This window comes from Streptococcus vulneris (genome assembly GCF_019218685.1).
GTDB classification, from domain to species: Bacteria; Bacillota; Bacilli; order Lactobacillales; family Streptococcaceae; genus Streptococcus; species Streptococcus vulneris.
Window position 1 is genome coordinate 14,108 of the sequence record NZ_JAHUZC010000014.1, and the last position, 20,706, is coordinate 34,813.

The 20,706-nt window shown below is 40.0% G+C and carries 36 protein-coding genes and 1 tRNA gene; 2 read left to right on the top strand and 35 right to left on the bottom strand.

What is annotated here, in order from left to right:
- Window positions 1-70: 70 nt before the first annotated feature.
- From KUA57_RS08645 to KUA57_RS08815, 35 genes are all read right to left on the bottom strand, one after another.
- A complete protein-coding gene (locus KUA57_RS08645) occupies window positions 71-529 on the bottom strand; it encodes a phage tail tube protein (protein WP_070478170.1) in 459 nt (152 codons plus the stop codon).
- Entirely contained in the window at window positions 530-931 is a 402-nt protein-coding gene (locus tag KUA57_RS08650) for a minor capsid protein (protein WP_070478169.1), read from the bottom strand.
- Complete coding sequence (locus tag KUA57_RS08655) at window positions 928-1,290, bottom strand: minor capsid protein (protein ID WP_218494079.1); 363 nt, start codon at window positions 1,288-1,290, stop codon at window positions 928-930. The genes KUA57_RS08650 and KUA57_RS08655 overlap by 4 nt, the downstream gene beginning before the upstream one ends.
- Entirely contained in the window at window positions 1,290-1,631 is a 342-nt protein-coding gene (locus KUA57_RS08660; RefSeq protein ID WP_049488130.1) for a putative minor capsid protein, read from the bottom strand. The genes KUA57_RS08655 and KUA57_RS08660 overlap by 1 nt, the downstream gene beginning before the upstream one ends.
- Complete coding sequence (locus KUA57_RS08665; protein WP_049511150.1) at window positions 1,618-2,010, bottom strand: hypothetical protein; 393 nt, start codon at window positions 2,008-2,010, stop codon at window positions 1,618-1,620. Before KUA57_RS08665 ends, KUA57_RS08660 begins: the two co-directional genes overlap by 14 nt.
- Before the next feature lie 12 nt (window positions 2,011-2,022).
- Window positions 2,023-2,253 carry a hypothetical protein gene (locus tag KUA57_RS08670; protein ID WP_084862268.1) on the bottom strand — a complete coding sequence of 77 codons (231 nt, stop codon included), beginning with the start codon at window positions 2,251-2,253 and terminating at the stop codon, window positions 2,023-2,025.
- Between the two features lie 5 nt (window positions 2,254-2,258).
- Window positions 2,259-2,426, bottom strand: a complete 168-nt coding sequence (locus KUA57_RS08675) for a hypothetical protein (protein ID WP_158086161.1) — start codon at window positions 2,424-2,426, stop codon at window positions 2,259-2,261.
- A 15-nt stretch (window positions 2,427-2,441) separates the two neighbouring features.
- Window positions 2,442-3,266 carry a major capsid protein gene (locus KUA57_RS08680; protein ID WP_218494080.1) on the bottom strand — a complete coding sequence of 275 codons (825 nt, stop codon included), beginning with the start codon at window positions 3,264-3,266 and terminating at the stop codon, window positions 2,442-2,444.
- Between the two features lie 32 nt (window positions 3,267-3,298).
- A complete protein-coding gene (locus tag KUA57_RS08685) occupies window positions 3,299-3,877 on the bottom strand; it encodes a phage scaffolding protein (RefSeq protein ID WP_218494081.1) in 579 nt (192 codons plus the stop codon).
- Window positions 3,878-4,032: 155 nt separating this feature from the next.
- A complete protein-coding gene (locus tag KUA57_RS08690) occupies window positions 4,033-4,248 on the bottom strand; it encodes a hypothetical protein (protein ID WP_049488120.1) in 216 nt (71 codons plus the stop codon).
- Entirely contained in the window at window positions 4,245-5,870 is a 1,626-nt protein-coding gene (locus KUA57_RS08695; protein WP_218494082.1) for a phage minor capsid protein, read from the bottom strand. The genes KUA57_RS08690 and KUA57_RS08695 overlap by 4 nt, the downstream gene beginning before the upstream one ends.
- A gap of 4 nt (window positions 5,871-5,874) precedes the next feature.
- Window positions 5,875-7,386, bottom strand: a complete 1,512-nt coding sequence (locus tag KUA57_RS08700; protein ID WP_284691261.1) for a phage portal protein — start codon at window positions 7,384-7,386, stop codon at window positions 5,875-5,877.
- An 11-nt stretch (window positions 7,387-7,397) separates the two neighbouring features.
- Window positions 7,398-8,696, bottom strand: a complete 1,299-nt coding sequence (locus tag KUA57_RS08705; protein WP_218494084.1) for a PBSX family phage terminase large subunit — start codon at window positions 8,694-8,696, stop codon at window positions 7,398-7,400.
- A complete protein-coding gene (locus KUA57_RS08710) occupies window positions 8,665-9,165 on the bottom strand; it encodes a terminase small subunit (RefSeq protein ID WP_218494085.1) in 501 nt (166 codons plus the stop codon). Before KUA57_RS08710 ends, KUA57_RS08705 begins: the two co-directional genes overlap by 32 nt.
- 301 nt (window positions 9,166-9,466) lie before the next feature.
- Window positions 9,467-9,548 (bottom strand) — tRNA-OTHER (locus KUA57_RS08715).
- Window positions 9,549-9,572: 24 nt separating this feature from the next.
- Window positions 9,573-10,034, bottom strand: coding sequence for a DUF1492 domain-containing protein (locus KUA57_RS08720; RefSeq protein ID WP_218494086.1), 462 nt, complete (start codon window positions 10,032-10,034; stop codon window positions 9,573-9,575).
- 70 nt (window positions 10,035-10,104) lie between these two features.
- The gene (locus KUA57_RS08725) at window positions 10,105-10,422 is read right to left on the bottom strand and encodes a hypothetical protein (RefSeq protein ID WP_049488112.1); all 318 of its coding nucleotides are present in this window, start codon (window positions 10,420-10,422) and stop codon (window positions 10,105-10,107) included.
- Window positions 10,406-10,840, bottom strand: coding sequence for a YopX family protein (locus KUA57_RS08730; RefSeq protein WP_218494087.1), 435 nt, complete (start codon window positions 10,838-10,840; stop codon window positions 10,406-10,408). The genes KUA57_RS08725 and KUA57_RS08730 overlap by 17 nt, the downstream gene beginning before the upstream one ends.
- Window positions 10,837-11,097 (bottom strand): DUF1372 family protein, encoded by a 261-nt coding sequence (locus tag KUA57_RS08735; RefSeq protein ID WP_218494088.1) that lies wholly within the window; start codon window positions 11,095-11,097, stop codon window positions 10,837-10,839. Before KUA57_RS08735 ends, KUA57_RS08730 begins: the two co-directional genes overlap by 4 nt.
- A gap of 1 nt (window position 11,098) precedes the next feature.
- Window positions 11,099-11,437 carry a hypothetical protein gene (locus KUA57_RS08740; protein ID WP_218494089.1) on the bottom strand — a complete coding sequence of 113 codons (339 nt, stop codon included), beginning with the start codon at window positions 11,435-11,437 and terminating at the stop codon, window positions 11,099-11,101.
- On the bottom strand, window positions 11,437-11,589 hold the full coding sequence (locus KUA57_RS08745) for a DUF7204 family protein (RefSeq protein ID WP_218494090.1): 153 nt from the start codon (window positions 11,587-11,589) through the stop codon (window positions 11,437-11,439). Before KUA57_RS08745 ends, KUA57_RS08740 begins: the two co-directional genes overlap by 1 nt.
- Window positions 11,590-11,880: 291 nt before the next feature.
- On the bottom strand, window positions 11,881-13,185 hold the full coding sequence (locus KUA57_RS08750) for a virulence-associated E family protein (RefSeq protein WP_218494100.1): 1,305 nt from the start codon (window positions 13,183-13,185) through the stop codon (window positions 11,881-11,883).
- Between the two features lie 41 nt (window positions 13,186-13,226).
- On the bottom strand, window positions 13,227-14,048 hold the full coding sequence (locus KUA57_RS08755) for a bifunctional DNA primase/polymerase (RefSeq protein WP_218494091.1): 822 nt from the start codon (window positions 14,046-14,048) through the stop codon (window positions 13,227-13,229).
- A gap of 172 nt (window positions 14,049-14,220) precedes the next feature.
- The gene (locus KUA57_RS08760; RefSeq protein ID WP_218494092.1) at window positions 14,221-14,754 is read right to left on the bottom strand and encodes a hypothetical protein; all 534 of its coding nucleotides are present in this window, start codon (window positions 14,752-14,754) and stop codon (window positions 14,221-14,223) included.
- Between the two features lie 19 nt (window positions 14,755-14,773).
- Entirely contained in the window at window positions 14,774-15,553 is a 780-nt protein-coding gene (locus KUA57_RS08765) for an AAA family ATPase (protein ID WP_218494093.1), read from the bottom strand.
- Window positions 15,553-15,870, bottom strand: coding sequence for a hypothetical protein (locus tag KUA57_RS08770; protein ID WP_218494094.1), 318 nt, complete (start codon window positions 15,868-15,870; stop codon window positions 15,553-15,555). The genes KUA57_RS08765 and KUA57_RS08770 overlap by 1 nt, the downstream gene beginning before the upstream one ends.
- Window positions 15,871-15,887: 17 nt before the next feature.
- Window positions 15,888-17,024 carry a DEAD/DEAH box helicase family protein gene (locus KUA57_RS08775; protein WP_218494101.1) on the bottom strand — a complete coding sequence of 379 codons (1,137 nt, stop codon included), beginning with the start codon at window positions 17,022-17,024 and terminating at the stop codon, window positions 15,888-15,890.
- 19 nt (window positions 17,025-17,043) lie between these two features.
- Window positions 17,044-17,514 carry a hypothetical protein gene (locus tag KUA57_RS08780; RefSeq protein WP_138030995.1) on the bottom strand — a complete coding sequence of 157 codons (471 nt, stop codon included), beginning with the start codon at window positions 17,512-17,514 and terminating at the stop codon, window positions 17,044-17,046.
- On the bottom strand, window positions 17,514-17,873 hold the full coding sequence (locus tag KUA57_RS08785) for a hypothetical protein (RefSeq protein WP_218494095.1): 360 nt from the start codon (window positions 17,871-17,873) through the stop codon (window positions 17,514-17,516). Before KUA57_RS08785 ends, KUA57_RS08780 begins: the two co-directional genes overlap by 1 nt.
- Window positions 17,873-18,355, bottom strand: coding sequence for a siphovirus Gp157 family protein (locus KUA57_RS08790; protein ID WP_218494096.1), 483 nt, complete (start codon window positions 18,353-18,355; stop codon window positions 17,873-17,875). Before KUA57_RS08790 ends, KUA57_RS08785 begins: the two co-directional genes overlap by 1 nt.
- Window positions 18,355-18,696 carry a hypothetical protein gene (locus KUA57_RS08795; protein ID WP_218494097.1) on the bottom strand — a complete coding sequence of 114 codons (342 nt, stop codon included), beginning with the start codon at window positions 18,694-18,696 and terminating at the stop codon, window positions 18,355-18,357. Before KUA57_RS08795 ends, KUA57_RS08790 begins: the two co-directional genes overlap by 1 nt.
- Before the next feature lie 11 nt (window positions 18,697-18,707).
- Window positions 18,708-18,899 carry a hypothetical protein gene (locus KUA57_RS08800; RefSeq protein ID WP_218494098.1) on the bottom strand — a complete coding sequence of 64 codons (192 nt, stop codon included), beginning with the start codon at window positions 18,897-18,899 and terminating at the stop codon, window positions 18,708-18,710.
- Window positions 18,896-19,081 (bottom strand): hypothetical protein, encoded by a 186-nt coding sequence (locus KUA57_RS08805; protein ID WP_218494099.1) that lies wholly within the window; start codon window positions 19,079-19,081, stop codon window positions 18,896-18,898. Before KUA57_RS08805 ends, KUA57_RS08800 begins: the two co-directional genes overlap by 4 nt.
- Entirely contained in the window at window positions 19,078-19,350 is a 273-nt protein-coding gene (locus KUA57_RS08810) for a hypothetical protein (protein ID WP_054380428.1), read from the bottom strand. The genes KUA57_RS08805 and KUA57_RS08810 overlap by 4 nt, the downstream gene beginning before the upstream one ends.
- Before the next feature lie 75 nt (window positions 19,351-19,425).
- Window positions 19,426-19,617 carry a DNA-binding protein gene (locus tag KUA57_RS08815; RefSeq protein ID WP_125410970.1) on the bottom strand — a complete coding sequence of 64 codons (192 nt, stop codon included), beginning with the start codon at window positions 19,615-19,617 and terminating at the stop codon, window positions 19,426-19,428.
- A 64-nt stretch (window positions 19,618-19,681) separates the two neighbouring features.
- Between KUA57_RS08815 and KUA57_RS08820 the strand changes: the two genes are divergently transcribed.
- Together KUA57_RS08820 and KUA57_RS08825 are read left to right on the top strand one after the other, a co-directional pair.
- On the top strand, window positions 19,682-19,921 hold the full coding sequence (locus KUA57_RS08820) for a hypothetical protein (protein WP_000142893.1): 240 nt from the start codon (window positions 19,682-19,684) through the stop codon (window positions 19,919-19,921).
- Between the two features lie 223 nt (window positions 19,922-20,144).
- On the top strand, window positions 20,145-20,234 hold the full coding sequence (locus tag KUA57_RS08825; protein ID WP_001810072.1) for a type I addiction module toxin, Fst family: 90 nt from the start codon (window positions 20,145-20,147) through the stop codon (window positions 20,232-20,234).
- Window positions 20,235-20,706 lie beyond the last annotated feature (472 nt).

The window sequence follows — 20,706 nt, forward strand, 5'->3', positions numbered from 1 at the left end:
TTTTCTCTCCTACTAATTTTTAAAATCAAAAATAAAAAGGGGAGCCTGTTCACTCCCCTAGATCAAATCATCAACCGACTACAGCAGACTGTTTAGGCGCTACATTCCAGCTGATAGTGCACTTAAAGGTCTCATACTCAGACGCATCTCCGCCTCCAATTTGGATACCTGAGACAGTAGCGACTCCGACATATTGAGTTTTGCCATCAGCGTCTACCACTTTAAACCAGACATTACGGTCATCTCCAGTTTTAAAGCGCATAGCTGCAACAATTGCCTGAGCTTCATCCTCTTTGATGTAATCGCCCTCAAAACTGTAACCACTCTTAACAGACGTCACTACAGTTTTTTTGGTGCCGTCGCCGTTGTAGTATGCAATGTCATCTGTATCCTCGTCATTTTCAGCCTCGGCGGTTTTTACTCCGTCCGCAAGCCATTTCCAGGCGTCATTACCTGGCTCAGTAGCTGGTGCTGTTGGTAACCATGGCGCAAGAAAGTGTTTGCGTTTGGCGTTTTTCATTTTTGGCATTTAGTTTCCTCCATTTGTTTCAAGTTTTGCCGTTACATCTAACATGTAAATATAAAAGCCTTGCTCATCACGGTCATTTAGGAATGGCTGTGAAACTTCAAGGCCTCTGAATTGATATGAATTATTTTTGCTAGGTAGTTCCAGATTAAAATCAGCGAGAGCATGATTGATGGCCCACAGGATAGAGCTTGTCTTCTGGTGATCAGTCGTTTTGATTGCCACCTCAAAGACAAGGCTAATATCCTGCTTACCGTTCATGTACTCTGTTAAAATCTTCCCACCTGGCAAAGGATAAAGGACTAAATCCTCCCTCTCTGATAAGTAATCTAGCTTACAAGCCAGAGGGAGGTTTAGTGTGTTGATGAAATCCCTGAGGACTTCTGAAAAATCATTGTTATTCATGTTTTCACTCCCATTGCTCTTAGTCCGACTTTCCCCCAATTAGCAGAATGTAAAGCCGAGGCTTTCAAGTCCCACCGCTTACCTGTTCCAGGCGTGGTGTATTTACTAAAGACAAATGTCCTAACCTTGTTGTAGCTTGAGCCGTAAAATTGAGCTCTAGCATAAGGTCCAGGATATTTAACTCCGTCTTTGGTTGCTTGGCCACTTCCACTAAGTTCACCACTTTTTCGAGGGATAAAATGGGTAAAATCAGTCAACATTTGATTAGCGATAGCTAACTTCCCCTTAGCTAGTGCCTGTGGGGATACTTTTCTCTCTATGCCTTTTAGGTCAACTTTTACAGATACGCTAGTCCCCATCAGATACACTCCACCTCATAGCAAAATACTTTTTGTTTGTGTGGATAACTGACAGGAACCACAGAGGTCACTCTGTACTCACGTTCTCCGTCGTTGATAATGGCATTTTCAAAGGTCTTGTCTAAGACGATTGGGCAATATTTAGGGTACACAAATAACGTACTAGGCTTGGACTCTTTACGGTTGTTCTTCGTACCTTTGACTTGATACTGTCTGTCAAACCTAACAGTTCTAAGGGTCACTGGGCTCTCAAATACTTCTTTACCCCATCCGTCTTTTTCTCCTGTGGTTTTCTGAATTGTTACAGTATCAATCAATAACCGTTTATCAATGTCTGTCATAACCTACCCCCCTAAAGCCAAATCCTACCGATTTCAGAGTATTCAAGGCGTCAAGTGATAAGTTATACCTAGCACTCTCTAAAGACTGGCTAGATGAGTTTTGGTAGGTGATATGAGTGCGCCCTAGAACCACAGTAGAGACTGATTGCTTATCATCAGCCGTAGTGATCCCACTAGCGTCCAAATATGCTACCTGGAAAGCCGTAGCCAGTTTGACAGCTTGCTTTCTGTGCTCAATCTCTTTTTCAAAGTCTACAAAACTGTAGAAATTGTTAAGAAAGAGGTTGATAGCAATCTCTGCCCTCTTTAGTAGCTTTTCAAACTCCTCAACTTCATCAAAACCAAAGTCCTTAAATTCATCTTTTGTTAAGTAGGTCATGACTTTACCGCCTTAAATTAAATAATCTGGATTCTCAGAAAGCCCTGGGATTACATCTGAAGTTGGTTCTTGAGATGGGACAACTTGCTCGATTTCTTCTAGCCAGTTGTCTCCATATTCCGCAAGTGTCTGTCTATTAATTTCATCCGCTTCAGCAACTGTCATTTCATACGCATTATTTGCATCAAACTGCTGCCCTGTTTTTGCCATAAAAAAGTTTGTTTTAGCTTTAAATGTAGCCATTTATTTTATTCCTCCACTTCGTATCCTTGATTTTCAAAGGCTGAAATCATAATCGGGTCAGATAGAGTAAACGTTACTCCATCTTTTTTCAATGTTTTTGGATCTTTTACTTCTGGCTCCTCTTCAGTTTCTTTAGATACAACCAAAGTCTCTTCAATGTTAGAATCGTTCATTTTTATCCCCTTTCACTAAGCTGATTTGTGAACGTAGATAGCTTTCTTCTTGTTGTCAAGAACAAAAGCGTCGTAACGGATACGACCCTCAACGAGCTTGCCGTTAATTCCTGGTGGGTTATCGTGGATCTTGTAGTCTTCCAACTTAATAGGAGATGGAGTAGCCACAGGATGAGCAATAATAAACTCTACATTTTGTGGCAATCGTGATGTAGGTGTCAAAACTACTGGTAAGCCGTCAATCATACCTACTTGACCCTTGATAGTGATCTCTTGGCCAAGGTCAGAATTTTTCACAAAAGTTGGGTCAAGCTTGATGAGTTTGTAGAATTTAGGAGATACATGCAAGATGCGACCAGCTGTTGGGACGAAGGCGTCAGTTAGTTTAACCTGACCATCAAGTACAAGCTCGTAGGCATTTGTTTTAGTTACTGAACCAGTAGCGATATGATCTGTATCTGCACCAGCTACGATTGTTGCAAAACGGTAAGTGTCTACCTCTGGGATAACGACTTCTGACAACTGACGTGCAAGGGCTTTTCCAGCCTCCATGACACCATTTGTGTCCTGTTCAGATTTCTTGTCAATCGTGAATGTGAAAGAGCGGTCTTTCTTCATTGTCATAGTTTGAACTGTATTTCCAAGTTCCTCAGCGTCACCGTAGCGATTTTGCCCAGTTGTCTTGTAGTCATTCATTCCTGATGTTGGGATAGAGTAGACCTTGACGGTGTCAACTCCAAGAAAATCAAAATCTTGGTTAACAATACCATTAGACAGGGCCTCTTTAGCAAAGCGCTCATCTACTTTTTCCTCAAATTTAGCTGCGTAATTTACTGCCATGTGTAATATTCCTCTTTTCTTTATTTTTGGTTTTATACGCTATCAAAGCCTGCAAATAGGGCTTTTTCCTCTGCGCTTAGATGATCGTATCCAGTTTCTGCTGGTGGATTTCCGTGCACAGAGATATTAGGGTTAGGCTGCTTGTCCTCAGCTTGGAATAGGTAAGGGCTTGACTCTTTGAGTGAGTTGATTGTGTCCTCTAGTTGAGGTTTTCCATCTTCTCCTAGCTCGATTTTTTCTAGGTCAATGAATTTCATCAAATCCTCTGAGTTGTAAGCTCCTACGTCTTTTAAAGCAAGGGCTACAGCGTTTGTTTTAGTGACCTGAGCAAGGTTTGCCTCACTATCTAGCTTGTACTGGTCAAATTGGGCCTTTAGTTCTTCAAGCTGTTGTTCGCTTTCAGCGCTAGCTCCCTCTTTGGCCTGTAAATCATTGATAGCTTGGGTTTGTTGCTCAAGCTGTTGTTTTAATGTGTCGTTTTCGGCTTGTAGTTCCGACTTGGCTTGTGACTTGGCATTTTCAATACCTGCACCGTACGCTTGCATAATATTGTCAATGACAGCCTTGTCCTCGATACCTGCCTCAACTAACATTTCACGTTTAAGACTCATGTCTTAACTCCTCCTTTTTTACGTCACATGGACAAATTAAGACAGTTTTACGCCATGCTCCAGGGCAAAATAAAAAACCGTATGGATTTCCATTCGGTTTATAGTGGTTTATAGCAATTTATTGCATGAAAAAAGCGCCTAGATTGTTCTAAGCGCTATGAGATTGCTTTAATTGAAATAATCTGACTCTCAAAGAGAGAAATCTCAGTCGGTTCATCAGGGCTAGGATTGTCAATGAGGATAGTGATTTCATCTTGCTCATCATTGTCCATTTCGTCAATAAAATCTGTGACAAGCCCTTTGATGACTTCACCGTCACTATTTACTACCTGAACTCTTGAGCGTAGGTAGTTCCAAAGTTGTTTACTCATTTACGGTCTCCTTTCCCTTTGATAGTTGGCACAATATGTGAGCCTGTTTTACTGTAATGAATACGAAAATCAGTAGTATTCTCAACGACTTCACCAGTTCTAGGATCTATATAGGTTCCTATAGGTTTATTTTGTGAGATAATTTCCTGCATTTTGGTTGATTTTGGATCATACTTGAACTGTCCTGTTCCAGCATACCTATCAACTAGTGCCTGACATTCTTCTTTAGTGATTGTCAGATAGCTTGGTGGAGGTGCTCCTTTTTCTAAGTTCTTCTGGAGATATTTCTCATATCCCTTAGTGCCTCTAATGTGGTTTTCAAAATGCTCGTTATTGATTTCCGTCTTAATTATACCACTTTTAACAGCTGAATTAAACTTCTCACGCATTTCTTTTTGTTCTGCTCTGTGTTTTTCCAGCTTTTCAAGTTCTTTTCTGACCTTAACCTCTTTCTTAGCTTTGGTATAAGGGTCATCATAGTATTTCTCTCTAGCATAATCACGATGTAGGAAAGGGTGCTGTTTGAGATAGTCTCTCATGGCTCCCTGTTGGATCCTAACCTTGCTCTTATACTTACTTATCAGCTCCTGGTCACCTAGTTTCTCTGCAACGTGTAGAAATTCCTTAGACTGTCTGATAGAACGCTCCAGGGCTCTCTGTTTGGCCTGTACGTTTGCGTTTTCTATCGCTTGCTCTGGAGTCAAGTCTCTTAACTCGTCAGGCAAATCAGGCTTGTAGTTAGCCCCTGGAATGAACGGCGTCATCTCATGAGTACAGTTAATACCCTGACAGCCCCAAGCGTAGCCATAACCATAGTCCGATAATGCTAAAATACGCTCCCCTTTTTCCGTCCTAGCAACTCCAGTAGTTACTATCTGATGCTGCAAAGGAGCGCACATCTCTCTTGCTGTGGCCTTTTTGTGATAGTAAAAGGTATCTATCCCCAATTCCTCAGCTGGAGCCATTCTGACCTCACGATAGACACGCCAAGCCGTCGATTTAATGACTTGCCTAGCGTATGTGTCAGCTTTCCAATGTTTTCCTTGGCTATCCGTAAAGCCGTAAAAGCCTTTTTTAGCCCATTTCATGACTGTATCAGAGATAGCCTTGTCTGAGGTAGTGAGGCCTGTGACAACCTTGGCCACGCTCTCCTGGACTATGGACTGATATACCTTTCTCACACTCATTGGCAGTGTGGTATTGATGAGGTTGTCTATATCTCCCATAGCCTGATTGACATAAGCAGCTAGATTGGTCTGAATGATAGAGTTACCAGCAAAACCACCTCCACCAGCCGCCTCTAAAAGCTGTTGTTTGGTGTCTTTATAGATTTTGTAGCCCTCATTTTGGATAACATGCCTAAGCTGTTCCTCAGCAATCCCTGAGCGGTCAGAAATGAGCTTGACATTGTCCTCATTGAGTAGGCCCATCTCATTCATTTTCTCAAGTTGCCAAATATAAGGGTTATCATCAAGGCTAGCAGAGCCACGCTCTTTGATACGATCTATTACCTGGTCAAAGAGTTCAAGAGTTAGCTGATGATAGATGTCTGCAACGTTACTGGCGTCAAGCATTAACTGCTCATCATTTAGCTTGATTGGTTTCTTCTTGTCATCAGCCATCTAATCACTCTCCGTAAACTTCTACATCATCAGGACTACGCTCTCCGCTTGCCTCGTCAATAGCATTGCCACTGATTTCAGCTTTGATTTGTTTAGCTTTTTCAGGAGTCACATTCAAAACTTTCTCAATGGCCATGACATCCGTGGCAAAACCTGCATTTACAACTTTAACCCAGTAGTCCAGCTCTGCATTTCGGTCTGTAAAAACTCCATCATCAAGGTTAATGCTGATTTTCTCCATGTCAGGGATACTCCCCTTATAAAGACCGTAGGCTTTGCCTAGTTCTAACATTGAGATAATGAGCTCTTTCAAAGACTGCTCTACTAAGCTGACAATGCTGTTTCTCATCTGATAAGTGTCTGAATTCTCGCTGACAACCTCAGTAGCTGTCTTTAAGCTCTTACCGTCAAAGGTGAACGTGCCAGAAGATACTCCTATCTGCATTTCAAAGATTGCTAGGATCTTATTGATAGCCTTGATATAGTCATCTGATCGGATTGGCGTTGTAAGGTCGGTAATACCTATCCCCTTGTCCATATCCCCTGAGTCGATTTGTTCATAAACGTTACGCCCAGCCTCAAACTCACGCTTGACTGTGACATTCTCGCCCTCTTGATTGTACTCAACTTTAATCATTTGACTAGGCACGGCCACTCTGCGCTGCCCCATCTTAATCTCCCACATGAACTCATCATAAGTCGTGTTAAGAAAGTCCATTGTAGTCTTAGCATTGTCAAAGATAGACAGCCCGAGGGCTGAGTTAATGTCTTTATTGTTCATTCCTGGAGTTTTCAAGTAAGTAAAGAGCGGACGGCTCAAGCCATTCAGGTCTACCACTTCCTCAAGATCCTCATAGAGGTCTGATAGAGGAACCCTAGAGCCTACCACGTTCTGATTATCAGACTTGTAGAGCTCGTTAGTAACCGTGTACTTATCATCTTTGCCCCACTCATGCAACTCAATCAGCGTGTAAAATTTCTGCTTGTTACCCTCTGACTTGATTGTCTTAGTTATAATAGCAGCACTAGATACGTCCTGTGTGTTGTTTTGCAAAGGCAAAAAGACAGGCGCTTGAATGAAAGAGACTCTTACCTTGTCTCTATCGACGTATGGCCTCATAGCCAAGCCCCCCAGCGCCAAACCACTCTCTAAGTAACGCTCAAAGTTCTTGACAAATCTATCATCTTGTAGCTGTTTCTGAATGAATTTATTAGCGTCTTTGTCATCTAGCTTGATTTCAGCCTGCTCATTAAACACTAGGCTTGCAATCTTCTTGGCTGCTGTACGTCCAATAGGTAGATGGTTGAAAGCTCGTTTTTGAGGTGTTCCGTTACTGTCAATGTACTCAATCTGTGGATAATGCCCTGCATAATACTTGAGATTTTCCCTAATGCGGTCATACTCTGCGGATGACACTGCTATTTTAGGGTGATCAGTGATATTCGTTAAGTTCTGTGTCGTCATCACATACTTGCTCCTTGTGAAAAAATTCTTGATAGTCTGTACTATTCCCATTGTTAGCTCCTTTAGGCTTTTAGTCTTAGCTCTCTAGCGTTGTCTAGGACAAAATACTTGAACTCGTCCACCGTGTGGTCATCTTCCTTGATGACTTTTGGATCATCAGTATTAAGTGACTTGTCATCATAGCGGTACATCTTATGCTCCTCTATGAATACCTTGTTATTTTCTGTATCAAGGTAGTAGAAACGCCCCTCAGCTAGTAAGCTAATAACCATGTCTATCATGGTCTGGTTTTTCTTCTTAGCCACAGGGTGCCAGCGCTCACTATAGTCTTTGAAATATTGGTTTCTCAAAGCTCCCTCCGCACTATCAATAGTCATTTTTAATTTAGGTACTCTGTAAGTCTTCATGACCTTGTCTATAAAGTCATGTATCATCACAGAGAGCTCACTAGGCGCCTTTTTGATGGTCTTACCAGCTGGACTATAGTAGAACGTATCAAGTAAGATAACATTACCCTTGGCAGTGAGGCCGTAAGCTCCACAGGCCGTTGCTGACTGTTGGTGTCCTGTATCTAGGGCAAATGATATGCCTATCACTTTGTCATCATCTGGGAGGCTTTCTAGTGGCTTAAAATAGCTCATGTTATAGACATGATTACCTAAACCGATTACCTCACCTAGATACATCCATCTATAGTAGTCAGGATCAGTCTCTTTATAGCGCTCAATCTTCTCAATCATCTGTTTAGACAAAAAACCTAGCTTATCATCAAGGTAGGTGCTGTGATGTATCATGTAAGTTGGGTCACTAGCTTTCTCAGCAACCCACTCATTTATCCAGTCATAGGGATTTCTCGGAGGGTTGTATGTGAAATAGACTTTGACCTCTTTGCCATTCGGTAGCTCTTGACGGATGAAAGTATCCTCAACTATATCAATGTCCTCACGGCCTGCAAATTCAGCAAGTTCCTCAAACCAAACAGACATTACATAGCCTTTGGCTATCTTCTGGGATTTGAGTTTCATTGGATCGTCTACACCGTAGAAATAAAAGGCTGTGCCTGTCTTCTTATGTGTAATCTGTAAGGGAGATTTCCCAAACTTGAACTGATTAGCTAGCCCCATCTCATAGATGGCCCATCTTATCTGTTCATACACTGACATCCTCAAGTACTTACCTACTTTTCGCAAGACTACCACATTACCCATAGGATCATTAATAAAATCATTTACCAGGTCGATGGATACCACAGAGGACTTAGTAGAGGCACGTCCACCCTTGAGCACTATGTGGCTCTTGAGTGTGTAGAGGACTTCATCAAATACTGGGTTAATCAGTTTCGCTAGGTTCAGTATTGCCATTATACTCACTCCTATCAAATGTAAATCCAGTAATGACTGTATCGTCCTCATCATTAGAGCCTAACTGAGCCTTGAGATTATCAATTTCAAGTCTTAATTTTTCATCAGCAAGCTCCAAATCATGAAAAGCCATGTTATTCATGCCGTCCAAAGCTGAAAGAAAAGCGTTAGAATTAGCTTGTCTGATGCCGTCGTTCTCTATGCTTGCCCTAGCCTTATTTTTGAGCCATTCATACTCGTTAAAAGCCTGCTCTCTGGACCATAGAGACATGTTTGAGAACTGTTTGAGTAATTCACGATACCTAACCAAAACCTCACCATTCTTTAATAGCTCACTAGCCTTATTATCAACGACGTTGTCTCGCCATTTATTAGCAGATGGATAGGCTTGCCTATACGCTTGTCTTTGAGATAGTCCTGAGATTATCCCTTGGACAAATAGCTCTTGTTTTGGGGTTAATCTATCCACTCATGGACTACCTCCTTTCGACAAAATAAAAAGCCACTCAAAGAGTGACTTAGTGCAAGTAGACTACAGACTTGCTTGTTAATTAAGAATATTTTTTGAAATACTTTCTTTTTTTATTTTTTTGTAGTCATTTAAAACCTCTGAAGGAATCAAACCCTCTAGCTTATAACTTATCCGGAATATAATTAGCTACGCAATCATGCAAGGTCTGGTCGCTACTGCCGACCTTCTAATAAGTTAATGAGTGATGTATGAATACTAAGCCTACTGCCTACCCCATTCTGGGACACAAAATACTCAAAGGAGAGGGAGGGACTCGAACCCTCAATGCCCTTTACGACACCCTGATTTCAGGTAACCATCTACCAATTCTGAGACCTCTCTTTTCAATTCCTTATACTACCATTCTAACAGATTTTATACTTCATGCCTGTACAGTTACTATCATTTACTATCATTTCTGAAAGAATACTATCAAGTTCCTTCACTGCTTGTTTCTTCAAACGATAGTAAGTAGGGGAACTCATGCCCCCCATGCTGTCACAGATGTCATCAACGTACATCTTATTGATGTAGGTCTTTCTCAAAATAGTTCTATGTTTTGGATTTTTAAGCCTATTGATCATTCTACCTAATTCAAGCTTTCTGTTGATAACCTCTTTAGTATCCTGTTCTATAGCCTCTTTCATCACAACAAGCTGAGTATAGACGTCATCAACTTTTCTAGTTTGTCCACCTTTGACTTTGACATCTGACCACTTAGGACTTGAGAGCAAACCAGCCTCAAGTTCTTTGATTTCATCTATACGGCTTTGGATGTCCATGTCAAGGTCTTGTAATTCTTTTAATAGCTCTTTAGCCTTGTTCACTCTCTGTCTCCTTTGTGATATAATAGTCTTATTAGGAATTTAGCTGAGGCAGAGAGTGTCTTGGCTTTTTTTACTCCCAAGATATATAAATTTTCTTATCAGAAATGTAAGTGTCACCTGTCAAAATATTTCGTGAGCGATATATCTTGTGTCTAACTCTGAAACCTGGTCCTAACACCTCTCGTAATAACTCCAACGTTTTCTCATTATCCAAGCGACGTCTAGTATACTCATCTTTGACTGATAGTACACCTATCAGATGACCTGTATATCCTTGCTGAGCAGATGCTTTTATTTTCTGCTCTAAATCGTGTTTCTTGAAGTAACGCTCAAACCATTTAGCATGGCTTTCTGAGCTAAGTTGCTGTACTTCATCGAATAGTGTCATGATTTACCTCCAAAAGTTCAGGGTTTTCGTAGATGTTGCCAATGATTTCGAGGCTATCAGCAATCTCTTTAGCATCCTCTTCAAATTCCTCTAAAACTGCACAGTCTGCAATAAATTCAATCTTACCTTTTTGTTCCACGTAAAAGCCTAGCGTGTTATGTCTCTCCATACAAATAACATCTTTACCATTTGTAATAATATCCCCTTCAAATATTTCCTTGCTATTTCTGTCAAAAAGACCTGTTGATTGCATGAGGATAACATCCTCTCCGTTTCGCTTGTCTTCGAATTTTAACGGAACAGATATATAGCCATTACTAAACTTCCCTATGATTTCTTTTCTGATAAATGAAATCATCAGTATTTCGTCAATCATTTCTTCTGCTAACACATACCACGCCCTAAGTCTTAGTTTCATAATCTCACCTCGTCTCCAATCCTCAATGTTTCGTAGCTTGTTTGTGTGACTACGAAAATGCCGTAGTTCTGTATTGTGATCGTGTAGAGTTCACCTATTTTCTCCTTGTGAACAACCTTACCTTTAATTTCTGCGCCTTGATTATCAGCTTTATAGACGATAATTGGACGCTTTTCTTCTAATTTCTTAATATGGATACTCTGCCAGATATTTAGTCCAGCAGAGACGAGGATACATACTGTAATGAATCGTTTCACATTACCACCTCATATATAAATATTTCGTATCAATATCTTGTTCTAAAATACACTCTTTCAGCGACTTTAAAACCTTCAATGCACCGCTAACTGTTCCCCATCTATTTTCAGGTTCATACTGTATATATTTTTCAGGGTACCGTTCTAATTCAGAGATGCCGCGTTGAATGTTATCTAACACATCAGCGATGTTGTACGTAGTGTCTTGGTCAAAATCCCAATCCATAGCAATTCTAAACATCTTCCCGAGATTGTATGTCGGAGAACTGTATTTAGGTTCAGCAATACAAATATAATCTCCACTCTCTATTTTCGCTAAGATTTCCAAATCATAACTCATTACTCCATCTCCTCCATCTTTACTTTATACATTCGATCACCTCGATACTTGCTCTCGAGCTGAGCCTTGCATTTGGCAGCATCACCCTCTTTCTTAAAGAAGTGAGTTTCGTCTACCATGTTGTCAAAAAATAATGTTACTGTGTATGACATTTTTACCTCTTTTTCTTAACTGCTACCGTGCTACCGATAAATTCTAAAAAGTAAAAAGTTTTTTTAAGAATCCCTATTTTATAGGCTTTCTCTATTATTACTATTATTTTATATACTTTTTTTAAAAATATAGGTAGATAGGTAGCATTATATATAAATATTAAATAAAAGTCAGTAATATCAAGGGGTTAGACTGCTACCGATGTGCTACCGATGTCTCATGTTATCGGTAGAATGCTACCGATCTACCCCCTCAACTGCTACCGATGACTACCGATAATTTTTTAATTGCTACCGATTAGATTTTTCCGAATCTTTCACTCTTACGAACCCTTTTGTACTTTTACCGCCTGCCCGAAAAACACTTTTTTTCCAATCAGGATGATTATCCATGATCATGTTTATCTTTGTCGAAAGTTTCCTATCATTCGAATTCCTCATAAATAAGTTGTACATCATTTCACGAGTCGAGACCTTATCTAGTTTTTTGATACCAGGTTCAAAGTCGCTACTATTATCAAAATATTTACTTGTGTATTGATGTTGTTGCTGAATAGACCAGTTTTGCCAATTTTCAGGGACGGGCATATCAAGATATTCAAGCACTTGTAACTCAACTTCATCACGATACATGAATTGTTCACGGTAGATATTCAATTCATCCTCTGTATTTTCATCAAACATCAAATCAGCCCCAGCGCGATAGATTGTAACGGCTTCGCCCCAAATTTGTTCGATTGTATCAGGCTCGATTTCCATTGGATGTTTTTTTTGTTTCTTGCTATCTGCCATAATCGGGAGAAATCGACGTTCACCGGTTTTGTCCTTGAGGTATTCTGTTTGATTAGTAGTCCTAGCTAAAATGAAGTTCTTGGCAAATTCTTCTGTTCGTTTCATATATGGCTTACGATAACGTAGGCTGGTTTTAGAAATAAAGGCCTTAGTTTCTGCAAAGCTCATCCTATTACTGGCCACCATTTCATCATCGTTGACGATTAGACTCTTTAACATAATGTCGTAATTATCTTTATTAGAGAAATCTGTTACGGCATCCGTATACCATTCGCCGCCCAATTTTTGAAGGAGGGATGTTTTCCCGACTCCTTGGCCACCAACCAAATCCAGAACATAGTCAAATTTTACGTAGGGTTCATAGACCTTAGCAACTGCACCAATTAGCCACATTTGAGCAATTTTAGAAATTAAAGGGTTATCTTCAGCGCCAAGATATACTTGAAGCATGCGGTCAATCCGGTTTCTGCCATCCCACTTTTCAGCTGCTTTCTCCATATACTCAATAACTGGATTGTAGGATCTTTCTGAGAAGAAGGTCTCCATACCATCAAGCATCGCTTGGTTTGAGAAAGCAACACCTAATACACTCTCAAAATAAACTTTTACGACTGAATCAAAGTTAGAAGGAAGCTCACCTTTTTTAAAAAGAGTGTTGCCGATCTTGATGTCTTTAAGGAGTTCATGTTCCTGAGAGAAATCATTATGTTTTAAATAAATACTTAGTTGATCATCAGCTTTAAACGCCACGAGTACATTCATCGGGCTGTTTGCTTTGATGTCGCCTTTTGCATTTGTAATCATTTTATCTTGTGAATTTATACTTACTACATCACCGATTACTCTCACCTCCTATCTTTTTTAATCATACTTTCAACAGTACGCATCATTTCCTTTTCAGGCAAAGGATTTTGACTATTTGCATTTGCTAGTCTTGCTAATTGAACAACTACACCATCGTCGACTGCACGATATAAGAGACCACCTACAAACTTTGCTAGTTTGTCATTTCGTCCACCCTCATCACCAAAACCAAGGGCAATGGTTTCAAAGAGATCTGTAGTCTGTGTTCGATCTCTAGTATGTGAACGTCTAGCTAAATCCCTAAGACCATCCTTACCATCATACTTATAGCCATGAGTTTTGCCATACTGTTTTTTTATAGCCTGGATTAATTCTTTTGAAGGAGTAACCATCGTGCCACCTTCCTTAGACTTTTCCAGATCCCACTCATACTGCCCTTTATCTGTGGCAGATGGTGCGACAAGGATATAGTTATTCTCGTGCGCCTTGATATCAACCCCAGGCAAAAATCCAATCATCTGTGTGATAGGTTCATCCTCTCTTTTGAAATAGAATAGATGTTTCCCACCACTTGCAGTTTTAGCTTGTAGAGTTGGCTCAATCAGTTTTAAGTATTCCCACTTTTTCAAAGACTCAAAGCCGTTGGACTTACCATGCTTGTCAATGTCAATAACGAAGAAATCAATTGTCCTCAAAGCTATATTTGCATTAGGCCACTTGGTCCAAGCTTCTTCTATCTGTTCAGGAGTCAACTTCGGCTGGTCAGCAAATGCCATGAGAGGAGCTTTGCTTTTGGGGTTCATTGGAATGACACCAAATCCTAATTTCTGATACTGTAAAGCATATTCTTTCATCGACGGCATGTTTTTTTCTCCTCTTTGTAAATGTAAACAAGTTCCTGGGCCATGTAGTCCATCTGATACTCTTCTTCTGACATTTTCAGATGGTTCAACATGTGCGCGTAGGCTTCTTCAAAAGTTTTGAATGGTCCTAGGTCACTGTTTGTTTCATCAATGACCCAAAACTTGCTATTTTTTAGAAAGGGAGGTCATCATCATCAATTTCTGGAACACTTTCAGTTTTACCAAACTGGTATTCTTCCAAATCGTAGTTGTAGCCTGTTGACTTATCACGCTTAGTAAATTCGCCAATCACAAGAACGAATTTTGTACCAACCGCTTTACGTTTGAGGGCATCTTCCATGCTCTTGTTATCTTCAAGGTCTGATGCTTTCATTTTATCATCAGCCAATTCAAGTGCTTTTTGGAAGAATTTAACGGTTGTTTCAACAAGGTTAGTAAGGTCCATTGTCTTACCGTCCTTCTTCCAGGTATCCAGTGTCCCCATGCCGACATATTGAGTACGGCCGTTGAATGGACTTTCTGGGTCACGAACTTCAAAGGCATAGTTGATAGATTCCCACTTACTTTCAGCAATGCGTGCTTCTACTCCAGTCAAGACAACTGGATATTCTCCGCCTGGTAAATGTTGATTCCCGTTGTTAACCTTATCTTTGCGTGGGTCATAACCATTGGCCTTTAATTGTTTTGCGATATCTAATAAACTCATGTTTGTTCTCCTTTATTTCTTAAAAAATTTCGTCATCATCAGAAGTAGCTTGCTTTGAAACTTCTGCTTGTTTAGATTTACTTGCTTTTGTGGCTTTCTTTTCTGTCATGATAACAGCACCGTCAATTGTCTGCAAAATCTTCAAAATTGCTTTATCGTCAATCTGATCAGATTTGTAAGTTTTACGTTTGCGGATTACTTCCCGGTTGTAATTGTTGCCAAGTTTTTCAGTCCGAATCATCAAATCTGAGTTTCCATTGATGAGATTGACGTACTTTTCACGTAAACTTGGTAAAGTCTTAACTGCTTTTCCATCGTCATTGTATTCAGTGATTTCACGACTGATATAGATAACATTCATCGGTAGAGCTTTAAGATCAATAACCAATTCTGTCAAAGCCTGGTTAAAATAATCATAGCCTTTACCGTAACCGATTTCGGATAGCGACTTGACTTCAAATTCGCCACAAACAGCAATTTTAATCATGTCTATCACATCATCAATAACATCGACTACAACTGTTTCATAAGTGTGTTTCTGAGTTTGAAGAGCTAGTAAGATTTCACTCAATTGCTCAATCACTGATTTTGTGATATGACCGTTCTTGTCCTTTTCGTTGACAAGTTGGATTGCTGGAACACTATTTGCACTAGCGTTTCCATCTGTGTTCAAAATGATTGGATTTGGAAATTCGTTGGCCAGGTAAGATTTTCCGCTCATTGTGGCACCATAGAAAAAGAAATTTCTTGGAGTATCCACTGGCACTCGTGGTTTATTTGCTGGAAGTGTAAATGCCATTAGAGAAGCCCTCCAATAATGTACTTAATCATGTCCTCGATTGATGAACGGTCACGCTTGATAGGTTCAACTTCTGATCCGTTCGGATAGGTCAATTTGTATTCCGCTTCAACTACGACAATTTCACAGTCAAAAGCTGCAGCAAGAGTCTTGTAAGTCTTTTTGTTGTCTTCGTATTTTTTACGAGGAAGCTTCAAACAATGTTCCAAACAGCAAAAGTCAGCTTCAAACGCCAAAGAACTTCTGTCCTTGTAAGATTTAAGAAATTCTCCAGTTTTACGGCTACGAAATACGATCATTTCAGTTGTTTTATTCATTTTGTTTTCCTCTTTTTTTAACTTTCTTTATAATAAAATTCAATAATATTCACATCATGCTGCTGCCGTGAACCAGTCACGCGCCACAACAATTGACGATAGTCATCATATTCACCAGAAGATTTATCTACCGGATCCAGCACGACAACTGTTTGATATTTATGCTGTAAACCATCAACTCCTACACCCAAAACTTGACTAGTAGCAACCACGATTTTCTTATCAAGCCCTTCTTGGATATCTCCCGTCCAGATTCCAATTTCAGGATGGCGCTCGCGAATGACGTTGACAATCTGCTTAGACTTACTGACAATCAGCATTTCATGGGGTGTCCTCTCAATCAATCCGTCCAGCTTGAGCATGAGAGGGGTATCTGCATTAACTGGCTTCAGTTTTGGAAAATCCACGGTTACACCAGTTTGATTTAGGTACTTCTCAAAGGTCTTGCGACCAAAGGACTGTTTGGCCATAGCCGTCTTGTCTCCAACAGTGACCAGGTTAAGCTGCCTAAACTCAGCTAATTTCTCAGGATTTCCAGCTTTAACTGTGACTGGATAGAACTTGGTTTCAAAACCGTTATTTTCAGTGGCATTCTCAATCTTTTCAATGTCTTCCCAGCGGAAGAAGTTCGGCAAGTTTGAGATATAACTTTCATAATTCCTGAAATCTTCCCACTTCTCTTTTGAGTAACTAAACGGATCATAGACCATTCTTCCGTGAGTTTTTTGCCAGTCAAATTTATTATTTGGGGTTGCCCACCCGAAAACGATTTTTTCTAGCGGGTAGAAATTCTGGCCTTTCTTCCTGATTGGAGTCGCTGAAAGACCTATTGTGTATTTACGCTTTATTTTGCAATATAAGGCCACTTGCTTATCACTCGACATATTCTGCCACTCATCTATTATCAGCACATCACAGGCTAATTTATGACCTTTTTTGATTAGATTTTGAAGATACCTGTCTGTTTGAATGATAATCTCAACATCTTTGTCAAAATTCATAAACTTGACTGCATCTATCCAACCATTCAGAATTGCTAGTCGATTATTCGTGATAATGATTCTTTTCGCTTTTCTATGTTTGGCGATCGCTAGGGCGCAGATTGTTTTGCCTCTGCCTCCTAAAGCCTCAAGAAAGATTCCATTCGTCAGCATATCGCTACGCTTAACCGCCTCAGCTTGCCATTTTCTCAGTTGCAATTTTCCCAATATCTTGAACCACCTCCTCTACATCATTTCGCATAGCCCAGAATAACCCGAGTCGGGCGGCTGCACGTACATCTTGATGATGACTCTTACTAAACTTCCATAATCCCAAAAGTTTTAAAAGTTCGTTTGGAATATCGGATTGATAGCCAGCATTTCGCTGGAGAACAGAGCCAGGAAAAAGAATTTGAAGCAAGGCGATATTCTCAAGAACCGAATTATCCTTTGATTTATCATTGTCACGCGCTTCAAACTTTTCAATGACTACGATATCAGGTTTTAAAAATCGGCCCACTTCTTCAAACCACTTGCGCGTACTCTCGATTTTGGCTGATGGTACAACCCAATGATCAACTAACTTTGCATTATCCAATAGTACGATCCCATGCGTACTTTTTGCCGCTTTGGCACTACCTGGATCAATAGCTAAAATTTTCATCAGACACCAACTTTCTCCGTCAGAACACCTGGATAAAGGGCCGTGTTAAACCAATTTTGTTTATTTACCTTTGCAAAGGCAAATAACGATTTAACTTCTTTTGCTTGTTTTTCGAATCTTCGAATATCTTCTTCCGATTCAAAGATAGGTTTTTCTTTGTATTTAGCGACTGTGACCAGCTTGTACTCCGGAGTAAACACCGGCTTTTCATTTCCCTGATCAAGATTCGTTTCGTCTACTTTCACAAAACGAATCGCAACATCAAATAGAAAACCTTCAGTAACAAGCACTTCAATTGATTCTGGTCCAATCACAACTGCTAGTGAATCTGTTACTCGTGTTTTATTCATCAATTCCATTACTTAATCACCAACTTTTCCGTTCTAATGAGCTCGGCTCCTTTGACTTTCTTGCCAGATTTAAGCAACTCTTTGAGTGTTTTTTTGTCCGGCGCAAGCGTCACTTTTTTTGTAAAATATTTTTTCGGAAGGTCATCTTCGTTGACCTTGACTGATTCTGGATTTTTAGCAATTTTTATAATCAGGGCACCACTCTTGACCTCGGTTTGCCCCGTGACATTCATAGCTGTCATAATGTTATCCTTGACATAATCCAGCTTTTTCTGTGCCGCCTGTTTCTTCGCTTTGAAGCTCTCTTCCTCAGCCTTGTACATGGCCACGTCGGCTTCTAGATTCTTGATAACATGAGCATACCCTTCCGCTTTCTGTTCAAATTGTTCTTGCCAATCGATAGCCTCAAGCGTGTCTGCTTTTGTTTCGTCATCAATATCCATTTGATAAATTGTCAGGAACTGACCTGTTAGTTCGTATAAACTAGCCATTATTTAGTCACCTCTTTCATTAGTTTATTTGCTTCTTTGATTAGCAAACGCATAACGTTGCTATCGGTTTCTTTCTCTGCTGCTCTTGTCAGCATATCCACCCACTCACGTCTAGTATCATTCTTCCAATCAACCAACTCAGTGAGTGCCTGTGTATGGTTATAGTAAGGCGAGTAGTCGTATGACTTATCTTCTAAGCGAACGCATCTGCCTGCCTTGATGTCTTTGGCCAGGTTTGCACTTACGTTGCTTTTTGTTGTTCCGACAACCTCAGCTACTTCATCACATGAGGCAGTAGGGTGCTCTCTATAATATTCCCTGATTCGCTCAGCTTGTGTCATGTTTCTCCTCCTTATTTCAACCCTTCCGGCGGTTGCACGTCGTACGTAAATTGCTTATCTGAATTTCTCAGATTCATGCGTGCAATATTGCTTGCCATCAGCTGGCGTTCTTTCTGCTTCATTTCAGCGTGATCATCTAGTTTATTTACTAGTGACCACAGGATGATTCCTACGATTGTTACCAGGTAAATGTACTCCATCATCTCGCTTCCTCCTTTTCTTCATAAATCGCCACAATATTTTCAAGATCTGCTATACGCTGATTTGCTTGTTGGTATTTTTCTTGAAGGTCAATCAATGCTCTGTTTAAATCCAAAGCTACGATTCTCCAGTCAGTATTTATTTCTTTTGCCAACCAGTTTTTTATTTTTGTTAAAAAATTCATCCGACCGACCTCATTTTCTTGCTTTTCACCATTTCTTTTTTCCAAGCTTGAGTCCCACGATATTGCAGATATTCGTCAAAACCTTTAATCGTGACGAGCTGGCCATCATTCCTAAGATGCTTCTGTTGGCTAGGTAGCTTCTTCATCTCGCGTCTCATGTCTCCCGCTTGCCGTTTCGAGCATCCAAAGATGTGTTCCAATTCTTCATCATTGGCTGAAACTTTTTCAATGATCACATCTTTAATTCTTACAATTTCAACTGCTTCCATTTTTGCTCCTTTCGTGATATAATTCAGTTAGTTATTTTGATTAGCGCCTGACTTCTGTTAGGTGCTTTTTTTGTGCTACTCAATTCCATAATCTTCAATAACCTGAAGAATGAAACTGTTCGCTCGTGGACCTTTTGTCGTTCCACTTAGAATATTTGTCACTTCCTGTCGCTTAAAGCCGTAAGCTACTGCTAGAGTTGCTTTTTTAATGCCTTTCTCTTTCAAGAAAGCATTAACTCTTTCGCGACCTTTTGCGATATCTGGCATATTTTCTCCTTTCTTTTTCTTTCTTCTTTTTCTGCTATAATATAAGCAGAAAGGAGTTAACCTTATGACTTTTAAAGAATATTTACTTAAAGCAAGCAAACGCGACATCTACGATGATGGTAAAGATTTTGATTTTGAAACCATCTTTGCTAGAGAAATATTACGTTATGCACACGATTCCGAACTGGAAACCAAAACAGGTTTCTTTCGTCATCTTGAAATCATGAATGCTGATTCGTGGTTTGTTGAACTCGCTCGCTCAATTTATCAAGATTTTGAGAAATCAATTTCAGATTCTCACTAATCGAGCGTGACTTTTTTTGATATGGCAATCTCAGAAATTTACCACCAGCGCTGACTACCTTAATGATTTTTTCAAGGTGGGCTTTTTCTTGTTCTAATTTTTTAAGAATACTTACCATCGGCACGTTCCTCCTTTTTCCAAAAATAAAAAATGCCCTATCTAACTGATAGAGCATGTGATATAATAGTGACGGCACATCTGCCTTAGAAGGGAGGTGGAGCCTATGGTAGATTACATCTTCACAAATATTATTCTACCCTTGGTGGTCGGTATCGTCCTGATAGTCATCGAAAAATGGCTAAACAAGAAATAGCGACTAACCCACCTTTCTAGCGTAGACTAGAAAAAGCCCTTGCTTTTGTGGTTATCAGCAGGGGCTTTTTTTGTAGTTATAGTAGACTACATCTTCACTTCCCCTATATTATCTCACATCTATTTTCAGTTGTCAAAAGAAACCTTTGACAGGCTGAATTAGAAATGTGGTATAATATTTTACGGCACTAACGATATAGCCTCTGAAAGGAGGTGAGCCCCATTGGAATTACTTTTCACACTTATCCTTGCCCCGCTCTTAGTCAATTTAGCAACTAAATTGATCAGCGACTGGCTGGATAGCAAGCAGGACAAGGACAAACGTTAGTGTCCAGCCCACAAAAAAATCCCCTGGTATTTGCGGTACTAGGGGATTTGTGTTCCATTGGAACTACTTTTCAATTCCCCTATATTATCTCACATGCTCTATTCAATTGTCAAGGAACAAGTAAACAAGAAACAACTAAATTTTT

Excerpts from the sequence above, each read along its gene's own strand:
- KUA57_RS08645 (WP_070478170.1), bottom strand. The coding sequence starts at position 529 with ATGCCAAAAATGAAAAACGCCAAACGCAAACACTTTCTTGCGCCATGG.
- KUA57_RS08650 (WP_070478169.1), bottom strand. The coding sequence starts at position 931 with ATGAATAACAATGATTTTTCAGAAGTCCTCAGGGATTTCATCAACACA.
- KUA57_RS08655 (WP_218494079.1), bottom strand. The coding sequence starts at position 1,290 with ATGGGGACTAGCGTATCTGTAAAAGTTGACCTAAAAGGCATAGAGAGA.
- KUA57_RS08660 (WP_049488130.1), bottom strand. The coding sequence starts at position 1,631 with ATGACAGACATTGATAAACGGTTATTGATTGATACTGTAACAATTCAG.
- KUA57_RS08665 (WP_049511150.1), bottom strand. The coding sequence starts at position 2,010 with ATGACCTACTTAACAAAAGATGAATTTAAGGACTTTGGTTTTGATGAA.
- KUA57_RS08670 (WP_084862268.1), bottom strand. The coding sequence starts at position 2,253 with ATGGCTACATTTAAAGCTAAAACAAACTTTTTTATGGCAAAAACAGGG.
- KUA57_RS08675 (WP_158086161.1), bottom strand. The coding sequence starts at position 2,426 with ATGAACGATTCTAACATTGAAGAGACTTTGGTTGTATCTAAAGAAACT.
- KUA57_RS08680 (WP_218494080.1), bottom strand. The coding sequence starts at position 3,266 with ATGGCAGTAAATTACGCAGCTAAATTTGAGGAAAAAGTAGATGAGCGC.
- KUA57_RS08685 (WP_218494081.1), bottom strand. The coding sequence starts at position 3,877 with ATGAGTCTTAAACGTGAAATGTTAGTTGAGGCAGGTATCGAGGACAAG.
- KUA57_RS08690 (WP_049488120.1), bottom strand. The coding sequence starts at position 4,248 with ATGAGTAAACAACTTTGGAACTACCTACGCTCAAGAGTTCAGGTAGTA.
- KUA57_RS08695 (WP_218494082.1), bottom strand. The coding sequence starts at position 5,870 with ATGGCTGATGACAAGAAGAAACCAATCAAGCTAAATGATGAGCAGTTA.
- KUA57_RS08700 (WP_284691261.1), bottom strand. The coding sequence starts at position 7,386 with ATGGGAATAGTACAGACTATCAAGAATTTTTTCACAAGGAGCAAGTAT.
- KUA57_RS08705 (WP_218494084.1), bottom strand. The coding sequence starts at position 8,696 with ATGGCAATACTGAACCTAGCGAAACTGATTAACCCAGTATTTGATGAA.
- KUA57_RS08725 (WP_049488112.1), bottom strand. The coding sequence starts at position 10,422 with ATGACACTATTCGATGAAGTACAGCAACTTAGCTCAGAAAGCCATGCT.
- KUA57_RS08730 (WP_218494087.1), bottom strand. The coding sequence starts at position 10,840 with ATGAAACTAAGACTTAGGGCGTGGTATGTGTTAGCAGAAGAAATGATT.
- KUA57_RS08740 (WP_218494089.1), bottom strand. The coding sequence starts at position 11,437 with ATGAGTTATGATTTGGAAATCTTAGCGAAAATAGAGAGTGGAGATTAT.
- KUA57_RS08745 (WP_218494090.1), bottom strand. The coding sequence starts at position 11,589 with ATGTCATACACAGTAACATTATTTTTTGACAACATGGTAGACGAAACT.
- KUA57_RS08750 (WP_218494100.1), bottom strand. The coding sequence starts at position 13,185 with ATGATTACAAATGCAAAAGGCGACATCAAAGCAAACAGCCCGATGAAT.
- KUA57_RS08755 (WP_218494091.1), bottom strand. The coding sequence starts at position 14,048 with ATGCCGTCGATGAAAGAATATGCTTTACAGTATCAGAAATTAGGATTT.
- KUA57_RS08760 (WP_218494092.1), bottom strand. The coding sequence starts at position 14,754 with ATGAGTTTATTAGATATCGCAAAACAATTAAAGGCCAATGGTTATGAC.
- KUA57_RS08765 (WP_218494093.1), bottom strand. The coding sequence starts at position 15,553 with ATGGCATTTACACTTCCAGCAAATAAACCACGAGTGCCAGTGGATACT.
- KUA57_RS08770 (WP_218494094.1), bottom strand. The coding sequence starts at position 15,870 with ATGAATAAAACAACTGAAATGATCGTATTTCGTAGCCGTAAAACTGGA.
- KUA57_RS08775 (WP_218494101.1), bottom strand. The coding sequence starts at position 17,024 with ATGCTGACGAATGGAATCTTTCTTGAGGCTTTAGGAGGCAGAGGCAAA.
- KUA57_RS08780 (WP_138030995.1), bottom strand. The coding sequence starts at position 17,514 with ATGAAAATTTTAGCTATTGATCCAGGTAGTGCCAAAGCGGCAAAAAGT.
- KUA57_RS08785 (WP_218494095.1), bottom strand. The coding sequence starts at position 17,873 with ATGGAATTGATGAATAAAACACGAGTAACAGATTCACTAGCAGTTGTG.
- KUA57_RS08790 (WP_218494096.1), bottom strand. The coding sequence starts at position 18,355 with ATGGCTAGTTTATACGAACTAACAGGTCAGTTCCTGACAATTTATCAA.
- KUA57_RS08795 (WP_218494097.1), bottom strand. The coding sequence starts at position 18,696 with ATGACACAAGCTGAGCGAATCAGGGAATATTATAGAGAGCACCCTACT.
- KUA57_RS08800 (WP_218494098.1), bottom strand. The coding sequence starts at position 18,899 with ATGATGGAGTACATTTACCTGGTAACAATCGTAGGAATCATCCTGTGG.
- KUA57_RS08805 (WP_218494099.1), bottom strand. The coding sequence starts at position 19,081 with ATGAATTTTTTAACAAAAATAAAAAACTGGTTGGCAAAAGAAATAAAT.
- KUA57_RS08810 (WP_054380428.1), bottom strand. The coding sequence starts at position 19,350 with ATGGAAGCAGTTGAAATTGTAAGAATTAAAGATGTGATCATTGAAAAA.
- KUA57_RS08815 (WP_125410970.1), bottom strand. The coding sequence starts at position 19,617 with ATGCCAGATATCGCAAAAGGTCGCGAAAGAGTTAATGCTTTCTTGAAA.
- KUA57_RS08820 (WP_000142893.1), top strand. The coding sequence starts at position 19,682 with ATGACTTTTAAAGAATATTTACTTAAAGCAAGCAAACGCGACATCTAC.
- KUA57_RS08825 (WP_001810072.1), top strand. The coding sequence starts at position 20,145 with ATGGTAGATTACATCTTCACAAATATTATTCTACCCTTGGTGGTCGGT.